Source organism: Selenomonas sp. oral taxon 478 (genome assembly GCF_001189555.1).
Classification (GTDB): Bacteria; Bacillota; Negativicutes; order Selenomonadales; family Selenomonadaceae; genus Centipeda; species Centipeda felix.
This window is the reverse complement of sequence record NZ_CP012071.1, coordinates 101,072-119,037: the sequence shown is the minus strand read 5'-3', so window position 1 is coordinate 119,037 and position 17,966 is coordinate 101,072. Positions and strand designations below refer to the sequence as shown.

12 protein-coding genes and 2 CRISPR repeat arrays (1 of these 14 cut by a window edge) are annotated in these 17,966 nt (G+C 56.7%); all 12 genes read left to right on the top strand.

Going from position 1 to position 17,966, the window contains the following annotated elements:
• Positions 1–99: 99 nt before the first annotated feature.
• The 12 genes from ADJ74_RS00605 to cas1 all read left to right on the top strand — a co-directional run bounded on the left by ADJ74_RS00605 (position 100) and on the right by cas1 (position 16,834).
• Positions 100–1,956, top strand: a complete 1,857-nt coding sequence (locus ADJ74_RS00605; RefSeq protein WP_050341083.1) for a TM1812 family CRISPR-associated protein — start codon at positions 100–102, stop codon at positions 1,954–1,956.
• 1 nt (position 1,957) lies between these two features.
• Positions 1,958–3,700: a TM1812 family CRISPR-associated protein gene (locus ADJ74_RS00600; RefSeq protein WP_050341081.1), complete on the top strand. Its 1,743-nt coding sequence runs from the start codon at positions 1,958–1,960 to the stop codon at positions 3,698–3,700.
• On the top strand, positions 3,697–4,062 hold the full coding sequence (locus tag ADJ74_RS00595; protein ID WP_050341078.1) for a hypothetical protein: 366 nt from the start codon (positions 3,697–3,699) through the stop codon (positions 4,060–4,062). The genes ADJ74_RS00600 and ADJ74_RS00595 overlap by 4 nt, the downstream gene beginning before the upstream one ends.
• A 48-nt stretch (positions 4,063–4,110) precedes the next feature.
• A complete protein-coding gene (gene cas6, locus ADJ74_RS00590) occupies positions 4,111–4,932 on the top strand; it encodes a CRISPR system precrRNA processing endoribonuclease RAMP protein Cas6 (RefSeq protein ID WP_050341076.1) in 822 nt (273 codons plus the stop codon).
• A gap of 96 nt (positions 4,933–5,028) precedes the next feature.
• Positions 5,029–6,618 (top strand): hypothetical protein, encoded by a 1,590-nt coding sequence (locus ADJ74_RS00585; RefSeq protein ID WP_050341074.1) that lies wholly within the window; start codon positions 5,029–5,031, stop codon positions 6,616–6,618.
• Positions 6,619–6,620: 2 nt separating this feature from the next.
• Positions 6,621–7,478 (top strand): RAMP superfamily CRISPR-associated protein, encoded by an 858-nt coding sequence (locus ADJ74_RS00580; protein WP_050341072.1) that lies wholly within the window; start codon positions 6,621–6,623, stop codon positions 7,476–7,478.
• Positions 7,478–9,082 carry a hypothetical protein gene (locus ADJ74_RS00575; RefSeq protein WP_253271706.1) on the top strand — a complete coding sequence of 535 codons (1,605 nt, stop codon included), beginning with the start codon at positions 7,478–7,480 and terminating at the stop codon, positions 9,080–9,082. The genes ADJ74_RS00580 and ADJ74_RS00575 overlap by 1 nt, the downstream gene beginning before the upstream one ends.
• Positions 9,079–10,458 carry an RAMP superfamily CRISPR-associated protein gene (locus ADJ74_RS00570; protein WP_050341070.1) on the top strand — a complete coding sequence of 460 codons (1,380 nt, stop codon included), beginning with the start codon at positions 9,079–9,081 and terminating at the stop codon, positions 10,456–10,458. Before ADJ74_RS00575 ends, ADJ74_RS00570 begins: the two co-directional genes overlap by 4 nt.
• On the top strand, positions 10,455–11,057 hold the full coding sequence (csx19, locus tag ADJ74_RS00565; protein WP_050341068.1) for a CRISPR-associated protein Csx19: 603 nt from the start codon (positions 10,455–10,457) through the stop codon (positions 11,055–11,057). Before ADJ74_RS00570 ends, csx19 begins: the two co-directional genes overlap by 4 nt.
• Complete coding sequence (locus ADJ74_RS00560) at positions 11,050–12,858, top strand: TIGR03986 family CRISPR-associated RAMP protein (RefSeq protein ID WP_050341066.1); 1,809 nt, start codon at positions 11,050–11,052, stop codon at positions 12,856–12,858. Before csx19 ends, ADJ74_RS00560 begins: the two co-directional genes overlap by 8 nt.
• Before the next feature lie 527 nt (positions 12,859–13,385).
• A CRISPR array of direct repeats spans positions 13,386–13,783; the repeat unit is 37 nt; unit sequence GCTGCACCACCCACAAAGCCGCGTGCGGCATTGAAAC.
• Positions 13,784–15,583: 1,800 nt separating this feature from the next.
• A complete protein-coding gene (gene cas2 / locus ADJ74_RS00545) occupies positions 15,584–15,859 on the top strand; it encodes a CRISPR-associated endonuclease Cas2 (RefSeq protein ID WP_050341060.1) in 276 nt (91 codons plus the stop codon).
• A 12-nt stretch (positions 15,860–15,871) separates the two neighbouring features.
• Positions 15,872–16,834 carry a CRISPR-associated endonuclease Cas1 gene (gene cas1, locus ADJ74_RS00540; RefSeq protein WP_050341058.1) on the top strand — a complete coding sequence of 321 codons (963 nt, stop codon included), beginning with the start codon at positions 15,872–15,874 and terminating at the stop codon, positions 16,832–16,834.
• Positions 16,835–17,170: 336 nt separating this feature from the next.
• Positions 17,171–17,966: a CRISPR direct-repeat array (repeat unit 37 nt; unit sequence GCTGCACCACCCACAAAGCCGCGTGCGGCATTGAAAC); it runs 176 nt beyond the window's last position.

Genomic DNA, 17,966 nt, shown 5'->3' with positions numbered 1-17,966 from the left:
CTGCGACCGCTTGAGCATAGCAGATAATATGAGAATCTATTTCTTGCCTATTGCGTTAATTTTAGATAAAATAAGAGATAACTTAGGGGGGGTGCGTTCATGAATCAGAATATTGCAATTAATTTTTTCAGCCCGGTACGATGCGAAAAAGATCCCGATGCGGAAACCGGGCTGCAGATTTCTGTTGTTAGAGAAGGTGCTTTTGTACTGGAGGTGGGAAGTGAGCTGTTCCCGGGATTCCAGACGAACGAAGCACCGCTTGCGAATGTGGTCGATCTGCTGGCACAGAAGGGGGAGCGTCTACACCGTGTCTATTGCCTCGTAACGCCGCAGTGCCTCTCGGCGGAGATGGGCGGCGAGGATAGAGGCCTTGTGGTCGAGGAGCACGGAGAGCGCAGCGAATACCCCAGTCAGTTCGAGTTCTGGTGCAGTCGGATGAAACGACTGCGTCCTGCGCTCGCGGAGACGGACTTCATACCGATACTACTCCACTATCATGAGGATACACTGATCGAGGACATCGAGAGTCAGGTCGCATCTCTGACCGAACGCATCAAGGCAGATGCCGGTGGATTCGCCGAATGGCATGCCTGTCACATCTATGCGGATATTACAGGCGGGGCACGCTATGTCACCATGATGATGACATCCGTCATGCAGTTTTTGCAGTATGACGGAATGCGTGTCGAGAAAATGATCTATGCGGATTTCAAGACATTGTCGCTTGAGAACCGCATATTTGATGTGCATGGCACCATTGATGTCTATAAATTAGTCGCGGGAGCGGACGCATTCGTTTCCTATGGCATTTCCCGGACGATTGAGGAGTATTTTGACTACGATGCAGAAAGCGGCACCTCCGGCAAGCCGATCAGCGACGCTCTCAAGGGCGTGCTTCGTGCCATGCACACGTTTTCGGATGCCATCCAGATCTGTCAGACGGGCAATATCCCACCGGCGCTTTCCGCACTGAGTACAGCGATTACGATATTTTTGGATGTGCCCGAGGAAGACCGTACGGTTGACGATCGTATGTTCATGCAGATCATCGATACAATCACCGAGGGCTATGGCGAATTACTTGGGGAGACAGAGGATGAAGCGGCGCGGTATGTGCTGATTATTCGCTGGTGCATAGATAAGAGGTTGCTTCAACAGGCAATGACACTCGCGACCGAGTGGATTCCCGTGTGCTTCGTCCGGCAGGGGATCGTCTATCCTGTGTCGGCGTACATGCCTTGCGCGGAGCGGGCGGTAGATCGGATGCATCCCGGCTGGATGCAAAATTTTATCATAAATTCGACACAGTATTGGAATGCGATACAGAAGATGTGCGTCGATACCTACAAGCCTATACTTGCGGACGCGTTGGAACGTGGGATTGTTCCGGAGGGGGCACCGTCGCTTGTCCTCTCTTATTGCAAGTTGGGGCAAACCTTTCAGCATTTGCGCGAAAATCCAGCGGAGATACGGACTCTTCCGGAGGACGTTTTGTGGCTGTATGAGCTTGTCTGTGCGCAAATTGAGAAGGAGAACACTGGGCAGAGGTGGACGGTTCCGAAACTTTTACAGGACGCCACAGCATGGGATCGGATCAAATCGAAGCTGCTTAACAGAATCTTAGAGAAGAAAAACAATCCACTTGTATTCCGATTGCTGGGGATTCAAAAGTGCAAATTCCCATCCGGAAGTTCTGACGACCTAGATCGGCGTTGGGCAGCGTGGGCGGATACATGGACCAAGATGCTGGAGACCATGGGTATTGTGCAGACAGACTGCGGCAGGGAGCCGATGCTGTCCTGCCTGCGTTCGTACTTCTACTTGCGTGAGCAGCGCAATCAGGTCAACCATGCGACCGCAGAAAATACACTGGGGCGCAGGGAGATCGACGGCTTGTTGGACAATGTACTGGAAGAACTTTCTGCGGCAGCATCGAATTCACAGGAGGAGAGGTAATATGCGGACGAACATCATGCTATGCTTCTTGAGCGATGTCAAACTCGCTCGGGATACGGGTGCAATATCCGTTGCAGACTACCAGAACATCGGCGAAAAAAAAAGATGCCATACGACAAACGAATCTGCCGTCCGCTATCTTCTGAGCGGAGCGCATGAGCCCGCAGACCGACTGTCACGCCTCTTTCTCGTGCGGACAAACAAGGTGGCGGGTGCCATTCAAGGGTATAACGCCACGCATGACTGGGAGCAGACGCACTATGACTACTTTCTGCACCGGATATCGGATATCGTGCCGCACGCGGAGCAGATCACTGAGGCGATTGACTTTGACGAGAATGAGCCGATAGAGGAAAATATGAATGCGCTCATCGACGTCGCCTCTCATGTGCGCCGCTATGCAAATGACATAAGCAAAGATCATCCAGACACAGAGATTATCCTCCATGTTGACGTTACAGGTGGGCCGCGCAATGCCTCCATGATCCTCGTCGCGCTCATGCGGCTGCTCCAATATGAGAACATCCGCATCGGCAAAGTCCTCTACTCCGATTACAACAAAAAACGAGTTGAGGAGGTCAACCCACTCTATTCCTTCTTCGACCTCGTCGCAGGGGCGGAGGAGTTCGTCCGCCACGGAGAAGTCACAGTGATGAACCGCTTCTTTGAGCAGCGTGAAAAAAGTCAGGCACTCCGAGCACTGCTCGCGTCGATGCGTAAATTCGCTGAGGAGCTGAAACTCTGCCACTATGGCGATCTGCGCGATGCGATTGTGGAACTTCAGCGGTCGATCACAGAATTTTCATCCGCCGCGACGGGCAATGCAACGGCGGAAGCAAAACAGAGTGATGAACTCATGCATCAGATGCTCGGGCGCATCGAGGAGGACTATGCGAAGATCCTGAAGGAGGAACTTAACGACATCGCGCTCATCCGTTGGTGCATTGCGCATGACCTTCTACAACAGGCAATGACGCTCGTTACCGAGCGCGTCCCGGAGGCACTCGTAACGTCCGGCTTTCTATCCCTGTCGTCCGAGGAGGTGCAGGCGCTATTTGAATGCAAGCTGGAAGAGGACTCCATGCATCGGAACAGAGGGGTCTTTCTGGTCACTGAGTTCAAGTGCAAAAACATGAAGAATTTTCAAAAGGCGAAAAATGAATGGCGAGAAAAACGACAACGGTTCTTTAAGGAATTTCGGCAGGAAGTGACGGAGGATAAAATTAACGAGTTTGTTGATGGGAGACTCTCAGATCGTTTCGAGGTTCGTCTGAAAGATGCGGAGACGCTGCGCGCCTTCCTCCTGTGGCTGAATCGTATGCGCAGCCCTGAGAAGTGCAGTTTACAGCATACAGAACATGGCCGTACGTATCTGGAACAGATCAAACCGATATACATAGACGCCACGAAGGGAGACTGGGATGCTTTGCTTGCCAATACAGATAATTTCGTTGTAGCAAAGCTCATTAGAATCTTGGGCAGCCAAGACAGTAACTGTCCATTCCTTGACATTGAGTGGAGACCGGGGGCATGTCGGCTGTATGAGGCAGGAATCGAGCCGAGGGATAAAAATCTCGCAGAGGATATTCTCGACAAGTATTTTGTCATCAAAGATGAGCGCAACCATACCAATCATGCGCGCGCGGAAAAGGGGCGCATGGCGGTGGACAGCCTCAAGAACATCATGGAGCAGATCCTAACAGACACCGAGATCGCGTGCCGCATGGCAAAGGAGCAGGCATGATGGAATTCATCAACCACACGAACCACCCCTCCTCGCGTTGGGAGGAGGGGCAGAGACAAGCCGCAGAGGCGTATGGAACCATTGTCGATCTTCCCTTCCCGCGCATCCCCGCCGACTGGGACGCGCAGGCGGTACACCGTCTGGCAGAGGAAAACGCGCAGGAGATTCTCGCGCGAAAACCGATGGCGGTGCTAGTGCAGGGTGAGTTTACCTATACCTTTGCCCTCGTATGCCTGCTGAAAGCGGCAGGAATTGCCGTCCTCTCCGCGTGCAGCGAACGCCTTGTACGCGAGCGCACGGATGAGAACGGGGAGATCGTACGCGAGTCACGCTTTGTATTTCGCCGCTTCCGCGCCTACTGATTGCAGGTACCCCTCTGCATAGAGTACCTGTGCCCTTAGGAGGAAAATATGTTAGGCATCCTTGTCCTTCGCCTGCGCACGGAGCGCGGCGGTCATTACTCCATGTTCCCCGGCAAGCTGCTGCACGGAGCGCTCTTTCGCTGCATTGCCGCATACGATCCGGCGTTCGCGAGCGAGCTCCACGCACGGAAGATGAAACCCTTCACCATCGGTTTTTTTCAGCGCACCGGCAGAAGTGCCACAGCCGTCCTCCGCGCACAGGAGCTCAACGAACCGCATTATGCGGAGGGGGAGGAATTGCTGCTGCGGCTGACGGCACTCGACGAGAACGTACTTGCGGCACTCCTTCGGATTTCGCCCGGAACAGTGCTGGCGGTGGGGCAGCTCTCCTTCATCGTCGAGGAAATTCTTGCCGACGGACGGGAAAACACGGGCATCATCGCGGAGGAGGAACTGATCGCTGCGGCACTTTCGGCGGAGGATGCGCAGAAAATACGCGTTTCATTCCGCTCGCCGACCGTCTTTCGCGTGGACAAGGACGACTGTGCCGTCCCGCGTCCTGCGCTCATCTTCGCCTCCCTCGCGGACAAGTGGACATGGCAGGGGCTTCCCTTTGCCGTGGACAAAGACATCGTACGCATGGTCGCGGCGAAACTCATACCGCTGGACTGGCGGGGCGCGGGTGTCAGGATTCGTCAGAGTGAGCGCAAAACGATGCCGGGGTTCACAGGGACATTTGCGTTCAGCATCGGACGACTCTCCGCAGAGGAGCGGGAAATCATCCTCCTGCTCGCGCAGTTCGCTCCGTTCTGTGGCGTAGGGCGCCTGACCGCACAGGGCTTTGGGGAGACCACCGTGGCACTCGGATAAAAATAAGGATTGTCTTATAGAATTGTTATCAAAGATAAAGGGAAAAAGAGTAGAAATGCCGAAATAGAATGTATTCTATATTGAGGAGGTCGAGCTATGCAGTACAAGGCAATACTCTTTGATACGCGCTCCATACAGAAGTACATCTTCTCGAGCAATCAGCTCAAGACAAACATCGGTGCGTCCTATCTTGTGGAGGCTGTCTTCGAGGAGATACTTCTGCCGGCAGTGCGTGAAATCCTAGGGGCGGATACACTGGATGACATGTCGTGGAAGCGGCCGGAGGACACCGATTGGTCGTCCATGACAGCAGCGGCGCGTGTGGGCTACATCGGCGGCGGCAAGGCACTGCTTCTCTTTGCGGAGCATGTGGACGACGACATCCTGACCGCCGTCATCGCTGCGTTCACGAAAAAGCTCCTGATCCATGCACCCGGGCTTCATACCGGTGCGGCGATCGGCACACTCGAACTCGCGGCGGACGGACGCTACATTGGAGCGGAGCGGCTGAACCCTCTTTTCGACCGACTCAAGGAGGGGCAGAACACCGTATTTCCGGCAGTCAACGTACCCTACACCGGGCTGACCCTTGCATGCAGCGAGACCGGGGAGACGGCAAACGCATGGGTGGGAGGTCGCTTCTGCTCGTGGGAAGTCGCCGCCAAACTGCATCCCACATTCCCGTCGGGAAGTGGAGAGGCGGATGTGCAGCAGGCACTCATGGACAAACTCATGACCGCCTTCACGCCCGAAGAACAGGAACAATTTATCGGACGCTATGACTTCCCCGTCGAGTTCGCCCGCCTTGGACAGAAAACGCCGAAGAATGATATTGCCGTCGTGCATATCGACGGCAACAACATGGGGCGGAAATTTCAAGGCTGCGAAACACTGACCGCATACATCCGACGTTCGCGTGGCATCCGTCACGATACCCTTGCCGCCTTTGCCGCACTCGTCAAACACATCGTGGAGCATATTGACCGGTACAAGGACAGTCTCGATCTCAGAGACGAGCATGGGCTCTGCACCCTTCCCGTTCGTCCTATTGTTCTGGGCGGCGACGATATGACCTTTGTCTGTGCGGGCAAGGCTGCCGTGGAGTTTTCGGCATTTCTGATGCAGCACCTGATGGAGAAAAACATTGCCTCCTGCGCCGGCATCACCATCATGAACACCTCATACCCGTTCTTTCGTGCCTACGAGATGGCAGAGGAGCTATGCGGCGCAGCAAAGAACGAGATGCGTGCGTTGGAACGTACGGCAGGACACGAGGTGGACTCCTGCTGGCTCGACTTTGCCATCCTGCACGGCGAGCAGCCGCCGACACTGGAACAGTTCCGCGCACGGGAGTATCGCGGTGCGCGCGGGGATCTGCACTTTGGCCCATACCGCGTTGATACGGACGGAGCGGGTGCGACGGACGAGCGGCACATCACCGCCCTCCTTGCGGGCGTACGGGGGCTGCGCGGGCTTCCGCGGAACAAGGTCAAGGAACTGCGGCGCGTCCTTGCCTATGGAAAACACGAGCAGCAGCAGTTTATGACACAACTAGGTCATCTGAACCTGCAGCTGCCCGATGTACCTGCATGGCATGCCTACGCGGAGAACCTGTGGGAACAGGAGCGCACACCCTATATGGATGCGATTGAACTCATGGACTATGTCATGGATGGGGAGGTGTAGTTATGGCAAAGAACCGGAATAAAGACGGCAAAACAGGGCAGAAAAAAATCAAGTATGGAAAGAAAGAGCCAGTTGTCCGGCCGAGCGTCCAAGAGACGGATGAACCGCAGATACGGCAGGCCGACATCGTAGATCCGTTTGCCATGGTACAGACACAGCCTGCCGGCCTCGGAGATATCGACCCCGCTGCCCCGATTCGCATCCACATCCGAACCTTCTCCCCGCTCCATCTCGGTACGGGCTACGCGGATATCCACGTCGATGCGGACGTGGTACAGGATGATGTCGGACTGCCGTATTTCCCCGCCAAGCGGCTCAAAGGACTGCTCTATGAGAGTGGCTGCGAGGTTGCAGAGATGGCAGAGACGGCGGAACTCGACCTCTTTGACAGGGCGGCGCTCGATACACTCTTTCAGCGCGGACGTGTGGGGCAGGTGCAGCTCATCCTACACAACCTCTATATGGAAAAGTACGAGGAGATCCATGCAGATCTCAAGCATCTGGAGGAAAAGTATCCCTCCATCTTTCGTCCGGAAGACGTCCTCGGCGTCTACGCGAACCTGCGCTGGCAAACACGGATCAACCGTGAGACGGGCATAGCAGAGCAGACCACACTGCACAACATGCGCGTCATCGAAAAGGGGGCAGAGTTCAGTGGAGAAATCCGGCTAGTCAACGCAGACATAGAGCATCTGTGCATCCTCGCCCTTGCCGTACGTAACCTCTCGCAGTGCGGCGGAAAACGGACACGCGGATTTGGCAGGATCGGATGTACCCTGCGGCAGAACGGCAAAGACATCGTACCTGCGCTCATAACGAAGGCACTCGGGCGTCAGGGGCGGAAAGGGGGCAGACGCTGATGCAGATGATGAAGGTTCGTATCCGAACAAAAGCACCGATGATCCTCTCCGCACCGGGACATACATCCGTCATGACCGCGACGCAGGACAGCTTCAGTGGCTCCGTACTGCGCGGCATCTTTGCCGCACGCTTCATCAAGGCTGCTGCGCTTGGGAATGCGGCGCATGAGAATGACGACTTCATGCGCCTCTTTTATGGCGGCCTGCGCTTCGTTGATGCCTATCTCGTCGAGCCTCTGACACAGACGCGCGCAATCCCGCTGCCGCTCTCCGTGCAGCGTTCGAAGGACGGCAGTGCGATCTGTGACCTCATGTACGGAGAGGCTCCGCGCGATGGGGGCTTCAAGAGCATGCGGGGCTTTGCCGCCGTCTGCGACAAAGGACTGCATCCCGTCGCCGTGCAGAAGGAGATCCGTCTCCACATCAGCCGCAGTGATCTGAATGGCGGCAGCGGCAAGGAACGTCTCGCCGGCAGGAGCATGGACGGCGGCATATACAACTACGAAGCGATTGCGCAGGGGCAGAGCTTTGAGGGACTGATCTGCGGCGCAGAGGAAGAGCTACGCCTTCTCTGTGGCACCATCGGCACAGAGACATTCTCTTGCTGTGCAGGACGCTCCAAATATACACAGTACGGACAATGCGAGATCACCGTGATGCCGGCAGAGGATATACTCCCGCCGCCCATCCCGACCGAGGAACGCTTCTGCCTCCGATGCGAGACACCCTTCCTGCCGCATAGAGCCGTGCCGGGGGATGCACGCTCCATGCTCGACGAAGTCGTCGACGCGCTCAATGCAGGGACAGATGGCGGCTTCCTACTGGCAGAGGAACAGCGCAGCATCTATGCACAGGCGGAGGACATTGACAACTTTGTCGGCGTATGGGGAATGCGCCGCCCACGCGAGACGGCGCTCAGCGCGGGAACCGTGTTTGCCGTCCGAAAAACAGGCGGCTGGCAGCCCTGTGACATGGAGGCGGTGAACGCCATCCTGTACAGCGGCGTTGGGCGCCGCACAGAGGAGGGGTTCGGACAGCTGCGCATCTGGGACGGCAGGGGGCTCTGCTGCATCGCGCAGGACCCGCCCGCACCCACAGCACGCGAGCTCTGCACAGAGAGCAGACGCATCGCAGAGCAGATCATCCTCGCCCACATCATCGAACAGATCCGCGTGCTGGCGGCAGAGGATGCAGGGCGCGCCCGCAGGACATTCCCTCCCAATGCATCTCACGCATTTGCACGCCTAGACAGTGCTCTCGGCATACGCCCGCAGGGCGCATGTGAGCGTATACGGCAGATCGTATGGGAGACGAAAAAAGAAACGCCGCTCGGCAAAATGCTGGAGAACGTCAGGGTCGAAGGGCGTCCCCTCCGATCCTACCTCGGAGAGATCATACACGAGGAAATGCCCTATGCTGCACGGGAGCGACAGAACGTCACCGCAGATCAAGACCTCATCGACGCAGGAAAAGAAATCGGCGTATGGGGCGGCACGGTGGCACTCCTGAAGCAGGAAGAAGTGTTTTACGCATACTGGCACACATTCTTCCGCTTTGCAAGAAAAACGGCAGGAAAGCCGGAGAAGGGGGGCGAAAGCGCATGAATACGAACGTGAACCCAGCGCAAATACTGGGACGCATTACCGTGCGAGGCAGACTGCACCTTGCGGCGCCGCTGCTCATCGGCGAAGGAGAAAGCGGGGAGGACCGGAACGATCGAGACATCCACGTCCTGCGCAGCAAGGCCGGTGTGCCGTTCATTCCCGGCACATCGCTGGCAGGAGCGCTGCGCAGCTTCATCGAAGCAGACACCCCATGTGCGGCAGACATCCTGTTCGGTACAATGCACCGCACCGGTGGGGAGAGCGTATGCGACGAGCGTCAGAGCGCTGTCTCCCTCTATGACGTAGAGCTCAACGATGCAGTGATCGGATCCCGTGATGGCGTCCACATCGACGACGTGACAGGAACGGCAATCGACGCACATAAATACGACTATGAGATTGTCGAGAGCGGGGCAGGCGGCCCATTCTATGCCGAGATCCTCCTGCGCCGCGTCCATCAGAAAGACGAGCACACGCTGAAAGAGACACTTCTCCGCCTGAGCGAACTCCTGCGCGGCGGCTTTCATGTCGGTGCGCTCACCACCAAGGGATTTGGCCGCATGCAGCTGCGGGATATGGTCGTGGACTGCTACGACTTCCGCAGGCCGGAGGACACCATCGCGTGGCTCTCGCCGAAACGTGGCAATGCCGCTTGGCACATGGCGTATGACGATGCAGCGCAGATAGAACCGCCGCCTGCGGATGGCGACTTCGTCATCACGGCGGACTTTGCACTCACCGGTGCACTGATCGTGCGTGACAGTGTGGATCCACTAGCGGCGGCGGACGGTGAGAAAAGCCCTGCCGCCCGCATGAAGACGAATGCTGCAGGGCAGAACATCATCCCCGGCACAAGCCTCAAGGGCGTCCTGCGCCATCGTGCCGCATACATCCTACACGCATTGGGAAAAGAACAGACACAGGCGGAGGCCTTCATCGACCACCTCATGGGGACGACGGCCGCCCGCGGCCGCTTCATCGTCGAGGAAGCCGTCGTCGACGCCGAGATGCACACACAGATGCGCAGCCGCATCGACCGCTTTACAGGTGGGACGATCCCGTCCGCACTCTTTTCTACCGCGCCGGTATGGCGGGAGAAAGACGGGGGACGGTCCGTCACCCTCCGCTTCGGCGTGCGGCAGGCAAGTGAGCAGGAGGCAGGGCTTTGCATCCTCCTCCTCAAGGACCTCTGGCTGGGGCGTGCGGCAATCGGCGGGGAGAAATCCATCGGCCGCGGCACACTGGAGGGACTGCACGCCGTCATCCATTACCATGGGCGCTGTTACGAGCTCACGCAGGGACAAAACTTTGCGGCGGACACCGTGCAGACCCTGCAGGGATATGTGACTGCACTGTGCGAGGAGGATGCGACATGAGCGAGGAAAAGAAACAGAAAATGCGCTGCATTTGTGCGGGAAAAAGCGCAGTGGAGATCGTCGACATCCCTGCCTCAGCGGAAGAACTTTCCCGCGAACTTACACGACGGAACGTCCGGAAAGCGACCGTCATACTCTGGCAGGTGAACGAAATACGCTGTGGGACATGGCAGCAGGGCACATTCTCCTTTCCCGATGAGGCGCCCCTGAACACGAAACTGCTCATCGAACTCCGCATCTTCAACGAAACGAGCGAACTCCATCTGCAGCGCGAGAACGACCGACTCATCGGACGCTTTCGCATCGACGAGGAGGGCGAGGCGGCGGAGTACGTCGACACCCTCGCACGTTTCTGGGGAAGCAGGAGCGACGCCGCGCGGGAAGAGGAGCAACACAGCGCATGGATGACCCTGCGCGACCCCGAGCGCAAACTGAAGCTGACCCTGCCAAAAATGGAGGACAGTACAGAGAACCCCGTATATGTCGGACTCGTGACGCGCAGCTACATCGGCATCCATACCACAGGACAGGCGGGGTATGTCGATCATCGGTACTGCCGCATCACAGCGGCGGATATGGAGGAGGAGACCAATGGCTAAGGACTACGATACGGCAACAGCACCGTACAACTTCGTATCTCTGCCGCAGGGCGTACTCACCTCGCCCATCGAAGGGGATGCCATGAGCGATGCGGAGCGCGTCGAGAACTATCGCGCCCATGTTCTTGCAAAGGGACGCCTCAGTGGCCGAATCGACCTAGAGATCAAGACACTGACACCCGTCTTTATTGGCACAGGCGTCGATGCGGGGAACGCCGTCGAGAACTTTTTCGCGCCGACGGGCATCCCCATCCTCCCGGGCAGCTCACTGCGCGGCATGATCAAAAACCTCTTTAAGATCGTCACCTGCAGCGCCATGCGGGCGGGCGAGGACTATCACGATCAGGTGCTCTACTTCCGCACCATGGCAGATAAAAAGGACAATATGCGCAAACTCTACACGACGGAGATGGCGACGACCGTTCGGAAGGGGACGAACACCATATCCGAAACCAAGGCAGAGGCGGGCTATCTCGTGCAGCAGACCGGCGACGACGGCTACTATATCTGTCCGGCGGAATTTGACATCATGACCTACGGAGGGGGCAGACAGCCGGAGAATGAAGTCCGCTGGGGCGAACCGGGGAGTGGACGGGCGGACTGCCATACGGGGCGGATGTCGAAGAAAGGTACCTATACCCGCCATCGTGACCCGGACTGGACGCAGCGCATCCCCGTCCCCGACAACGTCGTGCGGGCATATCGTGAGGACAGCAGCCGCAAGGGCGTCGAACTGCTGGACGAAGAGAAGGGAAATTTTTGTGCAAAAAAGGGGAATGCCGCAGCGTCCTTCACAGGATGGGACGACATCCACTTTGTTGCCCCCTGCTTCTACAAGACAGATGCGCAGGGGGAGATTGCACATTTTGGCTTTGGCAGATTTTATCGCATTGCCTACCACATGAGCATCGGGGATCACGTCCTGCGCATGGAGAGCGATCGGATCGACTACACCGATGCCCTCTTCGGACGCCGGGAAGAGCGGGAACATGCGCGAGTGGGAAGGGAGCAGACGAATCGCCGCAGCGGGTGTAAAGAACTCTGGGCGAGCCGCCTTGCCTTTGCCGACGCCGTGCCGAAAGAGACCCCGCGGACCGAAGCCCCGCACTTCCCGCAGATCCTCAGCGCACCGAAACCAACCGCCGTACAGCTCTACCTCGAACAGAAAAACGGGGCGGATCGGCTTGCCCATTGGGACTCTGCGGGCGTCCCCATTCGCGGCTACAAACTCTACTGGCATCAGAAAAATGGGACAGCATGGATGAACAGAGAACAGGATCAGCCGAACACACAAACCAAGTGCAAGATCCAACCCGTGGCCGCCGGAAACACATTCTACGGCAGCATCCGCTTCGAGCGCCTGTCCGAGGATGAACTCGGTGCGCTGCTCAAGGTACTCTGCCTGTGCGACGGACACCTCCTCTGCAAGATTGGCAAGGGGAAACCCCTCGGACTTGGCAGCATAGAGATCACCCCGCGGCTATTCCTCACCGACACAGAGGACTCCTACCGCAGCGCCTTTGATGGAGAGGGCGGCTGGAATACCGCAGAGCGGGAAACCGAGATGAACGCCTACATACAGGCGTTCGGGAGAGAACTGGATCGTCTCGGTAAAGACGTACGCGCACGCTATGACAAAGCGCAAAAGGAACTCGTCCACCTCCTCCGATGGGATCACACGAAAAAACCGAAATGGGAGGAAAAAATCGCACAGATGACCATTGGACAAGGGGACAGACGGTTCCAAGGACGCGCGATACTGCCAACCGCACTGGATGTAAAGGAAACACTGATAAAATGAGGTCTGCCAGATTGGCGTAGATTTTTTCGTCCGAACGAGGTGGAAAACCGGACGCAGAGTGGTGCTCTGTGGAGGATTTTCCGCCGAAGTGCGGGCAAAAAAGATGCGTCAAGATGGTTGTACCGAATTTATCAGTGCTTCCTAAAGTAAAGGACGCAGTGGAAGGGCTGCTTACAGCGATATCGCCGACATAATGCCAAGGGGGGTGCTGCACGAAGGCTATAGAGTGCAGCGCCCTCTTTGCATGGGCAAACACTTGTCATTTGGCGTAGTCTCTGCTATGATATAGACGGTGCAAAGAACGAAATGGAACGTCGTGGAGATGTGCCGCAAAGCCGCATAACACCGTCGAGACTTTCCAATTTGCTCATGGGCGTGCTAGGTGCTGATCGCGCAAGGGATTGCGCCGGAGAGAGCAGCTGAACAGGAACAGATATTTTACATATTTTCCGTCAGAACTCTCAAATTTCCGGAGACTTTCCAAAAGGGCTTTTTCTCCCTAGGTGGACAAGAGCTGCGAGCGACGAAGCTGCACCACCCACAAAGCCGCGTGCGGCATTGAAACTACGGGCGGCTGCATGACCCCTCGCATTTATGAGGCTGCACCACCCACAAAGCCGCGTGCGGCATTGAAACCTTATGGCGAGCATCAAACTCGATAGAGCGAACAAGCTGCACCACCCACAAAGCCGCGTGCGGCATTGAAACGAAGATTGTATTCGGCTCAGAAGCAGGGAGGTCTGTAGCTGCACCACCCACAAAGCCGCGTGCGGCATTGAAACAACACATGTCCTCGTCTAAAAATCTTACCAATGTAGCTGCACCACCCACAAAGCCGCGTGCGGCATTGAAACAACTCCAATCAAAAGATTGGAATATCGGCATGCTGTTGCACCACCCACAAAGCCGCGTGCGGCATGAGCGCCCCTATCGGCTCGCTGTGCTCGTCACTTACTGACCTGTCCGAGAAGCAAGCCCATAGGGCACAGCTGAACGGGAAGCAGGTCGTATGGGAAAACGTCCCAAGAACACGAGTAAAACGAAGTGTGATTGGCAGACGTTGACCGCTCCCCCGCATCGGCGGGGGAAGCTAATATTGCGTGATTCTGCGAGAAAACGGCGCGTAACCAAGCCTCCCCTGCGCGAGCGGGGGAGGGGGACCACGAAGCGGTGGTGGGGGCGAAAGGGAATAGCCGCGTGCGGCATTGAAACAGCTCCCGAACAGGCGTAAATGTCCGCTCGAACGTCGCTGCACCACCCGCAAAGCCGCGTGCGGCATTGAAACTATACGTTAACCTCGTGGGGACAGAGGTTAACATAGCTGCACCACCCACAAAGCCGCGTGCGGCATTGAAACTTATCTACAGAAAACTCTGTAGAAAGGCATTTCTTGTTGCACCACCCACAAAGCCGCGTGCGGCATTGAAACAACTCCTTGCGCACGAAACACATAGTCTCGGCGATGTTGCACCACCCACAAAGCCGCGTGCGGCATTGAAACCTTTTTGTCCTCTTAGCCGTAAAGAGGACATGGCTGCACCACCCACAAAGCCGCGTGCGGCATTGAAACTCAACGAGCCCGTACTCCCCCTTCAGGAATGTGATGTTGCACCACCTACAAAGCCGCGTGCGGCATTGAAACAAGCTGACCGAGAGCAGGTCAAGGTCTTTGTCGAAAGGTTGCACCACCCACAAAGCCGCGTGCGGCATTGAAACCAGCCCCTTGATCTCGTCCGCGACCATCATGTGCGGCTGCACCACCCACAAAGCCGCGTGCGACATTGAAACTATAAAGCTCGTCTTTGACGAGTTCCCGAACGGGTTGCACCACCCACAAAGCCGCGTGCGGCATGAGCGCCCCCATCGGCTCGCTGCGCTCGCCACCTCCCCCGCATCGGCGGGGGAAGCTGATATTGCGTGATTTTACGAGAAAACGGCGCGTAACCAAGCCTCCCCTGCGCGAGCGGGGGAGGGGGACCGCGAAGCGGTGGTGGGGGCGAAAGGGAATAGCCGCGTGCGGCATTGAAACAACGTAAGCAGACATAATCGAATCCCTCCTCGTGCGCTGCACCACCCACAAAGCCGCGTGCGGCATTGAAACATCCTTTTTGTCCTCTTAGCCGTAAAGAGGACATGGCTGCACCACCTACAAAGCCGCGTGCGGCATTGAAACCTGCCACAGAGACCTGTGCGCGAGCCACAACTCCGTTGCACCACCCACAAAGCTGCGTGCGGCATTGAAACCCTTGCACAGCGGCTCGAACTTCATGACCTTCTGGTTGCACCACCCACAAAGCCGCGTGCGGCATTGAAACAAGTTCCCGACAGGGATGAGGTCGCTAACTTCGAGTTGCACCACCCACAAAGCCGCGTGCGGCATGAGCACCCCTATCGGCTCGCTGCGCTCGCCACTTACTGACCTGTCCGAGAAGCAAGCCCATAGGGCACAGCTGAACGGGAAACAGGTCGTATGGGAAAACGTCCCAAGAACACGAGTAAAACGAAGTGTGATTGGCAGACGTTGACCGCTCCCCCGCACCGGCGGGGGAAGCTAAAATACCGTAGTCCTTCACGCTGGACGGACTTTTGCAGCCCCCAGCGTCCTGCGCATCGGGGCGAGAAGCCGAGATGCCGTAAATGAAAAGCCTCCCATGCGCGAGCGGGGGAGGGGGACCGCGAAGCGGTGGTGGGGGCGAAAGGGAATAGCTACATGCGGTGATCTGCTATGAAATACATCATTTGCTATGACATCAAGGAGAATGCAATTCGTGCTCGTGTTGTAAAATGCCTTGAGGCATGGGCTCTGCGCATCCAGTTCAGTGTGTTTTCCGGCAATTTTTCGACTGCCGAAGTTCGAGCGGTGCAGGAGGAGTTGCTGCATATCATAAAGGCGGCGGATCGTCCTCTCCTCCTCATCGTTCCTGTCTGTAAGGCATGCGAGAAAAGTATATGGATGCACGGTCAACCACTGGAAGAGGATGTTCCCTTTCTCCTCGTCTAAGGAGGCTCATCTATGCCCGTCCTCTATCTCATTTCACCGAGAAGCTCTGTGCGTAAGTGCGGCGGGCGGCTGATCGTCGAGAAAGAGGAGGCGATCGTTGCCCGTGTGCCGATTCGCATGGTTACCTCTGTTGTGGTCGGCAGGCTGGCGGCTGCGACATTGCCGGCACTATTTGCTTGTATGGAGGAAGGCGTTCCGGTTTTCTTTGTTGATCGACGGTGCAATATTGTCGGTCAGTTAGCAGGGGAGCGGATGACGTTCTCTATGCTTCGCTGTCAGTTTGTATATGCGGAGGATGAGGCGCGTTCTCTTGCGCTCGCCAAACCAATAGTTGCGGAGAAGCTGCGTGGGCAATATCGTCTGCTCAAGATGTATGAGAAGACGGTGGATGATGCGCGTATCGCAAAAGCTCTCCGCATCGTTAAGCCAATGTGGGCGAAAATTGCGCGTGCGGATACTGTCGATGCGCTGCGCGGGATGGAGGGAACGTGTGCGCGTGCCTATTTTGCGGCGTTCTCTGCATTGCTTGATGAAAAGGTGTGGGGATTCCATGGGCGCGGTGGGCGTCCTGCACGCGATCCTGTCAATGCACTGTTGAACTATGGCTATGCGTTTTTGGAACGGGAGGTGCGTCTTGCAGCTGTCGGGCATGGACTAGATGTGCGGATCGGGTTCTTTCACGCGATAGATGGGCGGCGCACGAGTCTTGTCTTTGATTTGATGGAGCCATTTCGTGCCTCTCTGATTGACCGCTTCGTTCTTTCACTTCTTCGCAAGGGCAGTCTGAAACCCGATGATTTCGAGACGACGAAGAAGGATGGCTGTCGTTTGAACGACGATGCCCGTCATATTTGGTATGAACGCTATGAGGGATATATGGAGAAGGACTATCAGGAGTATGAAGGGAAGACGCCGCGTGCCTACATTGATTCCTATGTAGAGGCGTTTGCACAGAAGCTTCAACATGATCTGTGAGATATTGTTGTCGATAGAGCCGGAGCGAGTTGCATCGTTCCGGCTTTTTACGTGGGGCAAACACTTGTTATTTGGCGTAGTCTCTGCTATGATATAGACGGTGCAGAGAACGAAATGGAAAGTCGTGGGGATGTGCCGCAAAGCCGCATAACACCGTCGAGACTTTCCAATTTGCTCATGGGCGTGCTAGGTGCTGATCGCGCAAGGGATTGCGCCGGAGAGAGCAGCTGAACAGGAACAGATATTTTACATATTTTCCGTCAGACATCTCAAATTTCCGGAGACTTTCCAAAAGGGCTTTTTCTCCCTAGGGGGAAAAGGGCTGAGAGCGATGAGGCTGCACCACCCACAAAGCCGCGTGCGGCATTGAAACGTATCAGGGACGGCGCGGTGAAGCTCAAGGCGATGCTGCACCACCCACAAAGCCGCGTGCGGCATTGAAACCAAAACGCGGGATAAGGGACGCGAGTGCGCCGTGCTGCACCACCCACAAAGCCGCGTGCGGCATTGAAACGGCACAGTGGGTCAACGTGGGGCACGTGATCCCCGGCTGCACCACCCACAAAGCCGCGTGCGGCATTGAAACTTCTTCAACGTCTCATCGTCCGCACCCTCGACCCTCGCTGCACCACCCACAAAGCCGCGTGCGGCATTGAAACAAAACGGCTCGCGCGGTTTCGAAATCCTCCTTGCGCTGCACCACCCACAAAGCCGCGTGCGGCATTGAAACCGCAAACTTCACGTGAGATAGATGAGGGCTTATTTGCTGCACCACCCACAAAGCCGCGTGCGGCATTGAAACTTCGTGATGTGGCAGTAATGGCAGCGCGTGGTGAGGCTGCACCACCCACAAAGCCGCGTGCGGCATTGAAACAGCTTTTCTTTACAGACGCAAAGGATATGATAGAGCTGCACCACCCACAAAGCCGCGTGCGGCATTGAAACTCGAAGTCGAGGTGGAGGAATCCGCGCGCCCGATGGGGCTGCACCACCCACAAAGCCGCGTGCGGCATTGAAACCTTTGCCTCGCACCATAGGCTCGTCGGCGAACAGGCTGCACCACCCACAAAGCCGCGTGCGGCATTGAAACCTCAATCTCGCCAACAAACAGCGACACCGAGTGTTGCTGCAC

Bases quoted from the DNA above. Each gene is read 5' to 3' on its own strand.
- ADJ74_RS00600 (WP_050341081.1), top strand. From the start codon at position 1,958: ATGCGGACGAACATCATGCTATGCTTCTTGAGCGATGTCAAACTCGCT.
- ADJ74_RS00595 (WP_050341078.1), top strand. From the start codon at position 3,697: ATGATGGAATTCATCAACCACACGAACCACCCCTCCTCGCGTTGGGAG.
- cas6 (WP_050341076.1), top strand. From the start codon at position 4,111: ATGTTAGGCATCCTTGTCCTTCGCCTGCGCACGGAGCGCGGCGGTCAT.
- csx19 (WP_050341068.1), top strand. From the start codon at position 10,455: ATGAGCGAGGAAAAGAAACAGAAAATGCGCTGCATTTGTGCGGGAAAA.
- ADJ74_RS00560 (WP_050341066.1), top strand. From the start codon at position 11,050: ATGGCTAAGGACTACGATACGGCAACAGCACCGTACAACTTCGTATCT.
- cas1 (WP_050341058.1), top strand. From the start codon at position 15,872: ATGCCCGTCCTCTATCTCATTTCACCGAGAAGCTCTGTGCGTAAGTGC.
- ADJ74_RS00585 (WP_050341074.1), top strand. From the start codon at position 5,029: ATGCAGTACAAGGCAATACTCTTTGATACGCGCTCCATACAGAAGTAC.
- ADJ74_RS00575 (WP_253271706.1), top strand. From the start codon at position 7,478: ATGCAGATGATGAAGGTTCGTATCCGAACAAAAGCACCGATGATCCTC.
- cas2 (WP_050341060.1), top strand. From the start codon at position 15,584: ATGAAATACATCATTTGCTATGACATCAAGGAGAATGCAATTCGTGCT.
- ADJ74_RS00570 (WP_050341070.1), top strand. From the start codon at position 9,079: ATGAATACGAACGTGAACCCAGCGCAAATACTGGGACGCATTACCGTG.
- ADJ74_RS00605 (WP_050341083.1), top strand. From the start codon at position 100: ATGAATCAGAATATTGCAATTAATTTTTTCAGCCCGGTACGATGCGAA.
- ADJ74_RS00580 (WP_050341072.1), top strand. From the start codon at position 6,621: ATGGCAAAGAACCGGAATAAAGACGGCAAAACAGGGCAGAAAAAAATC.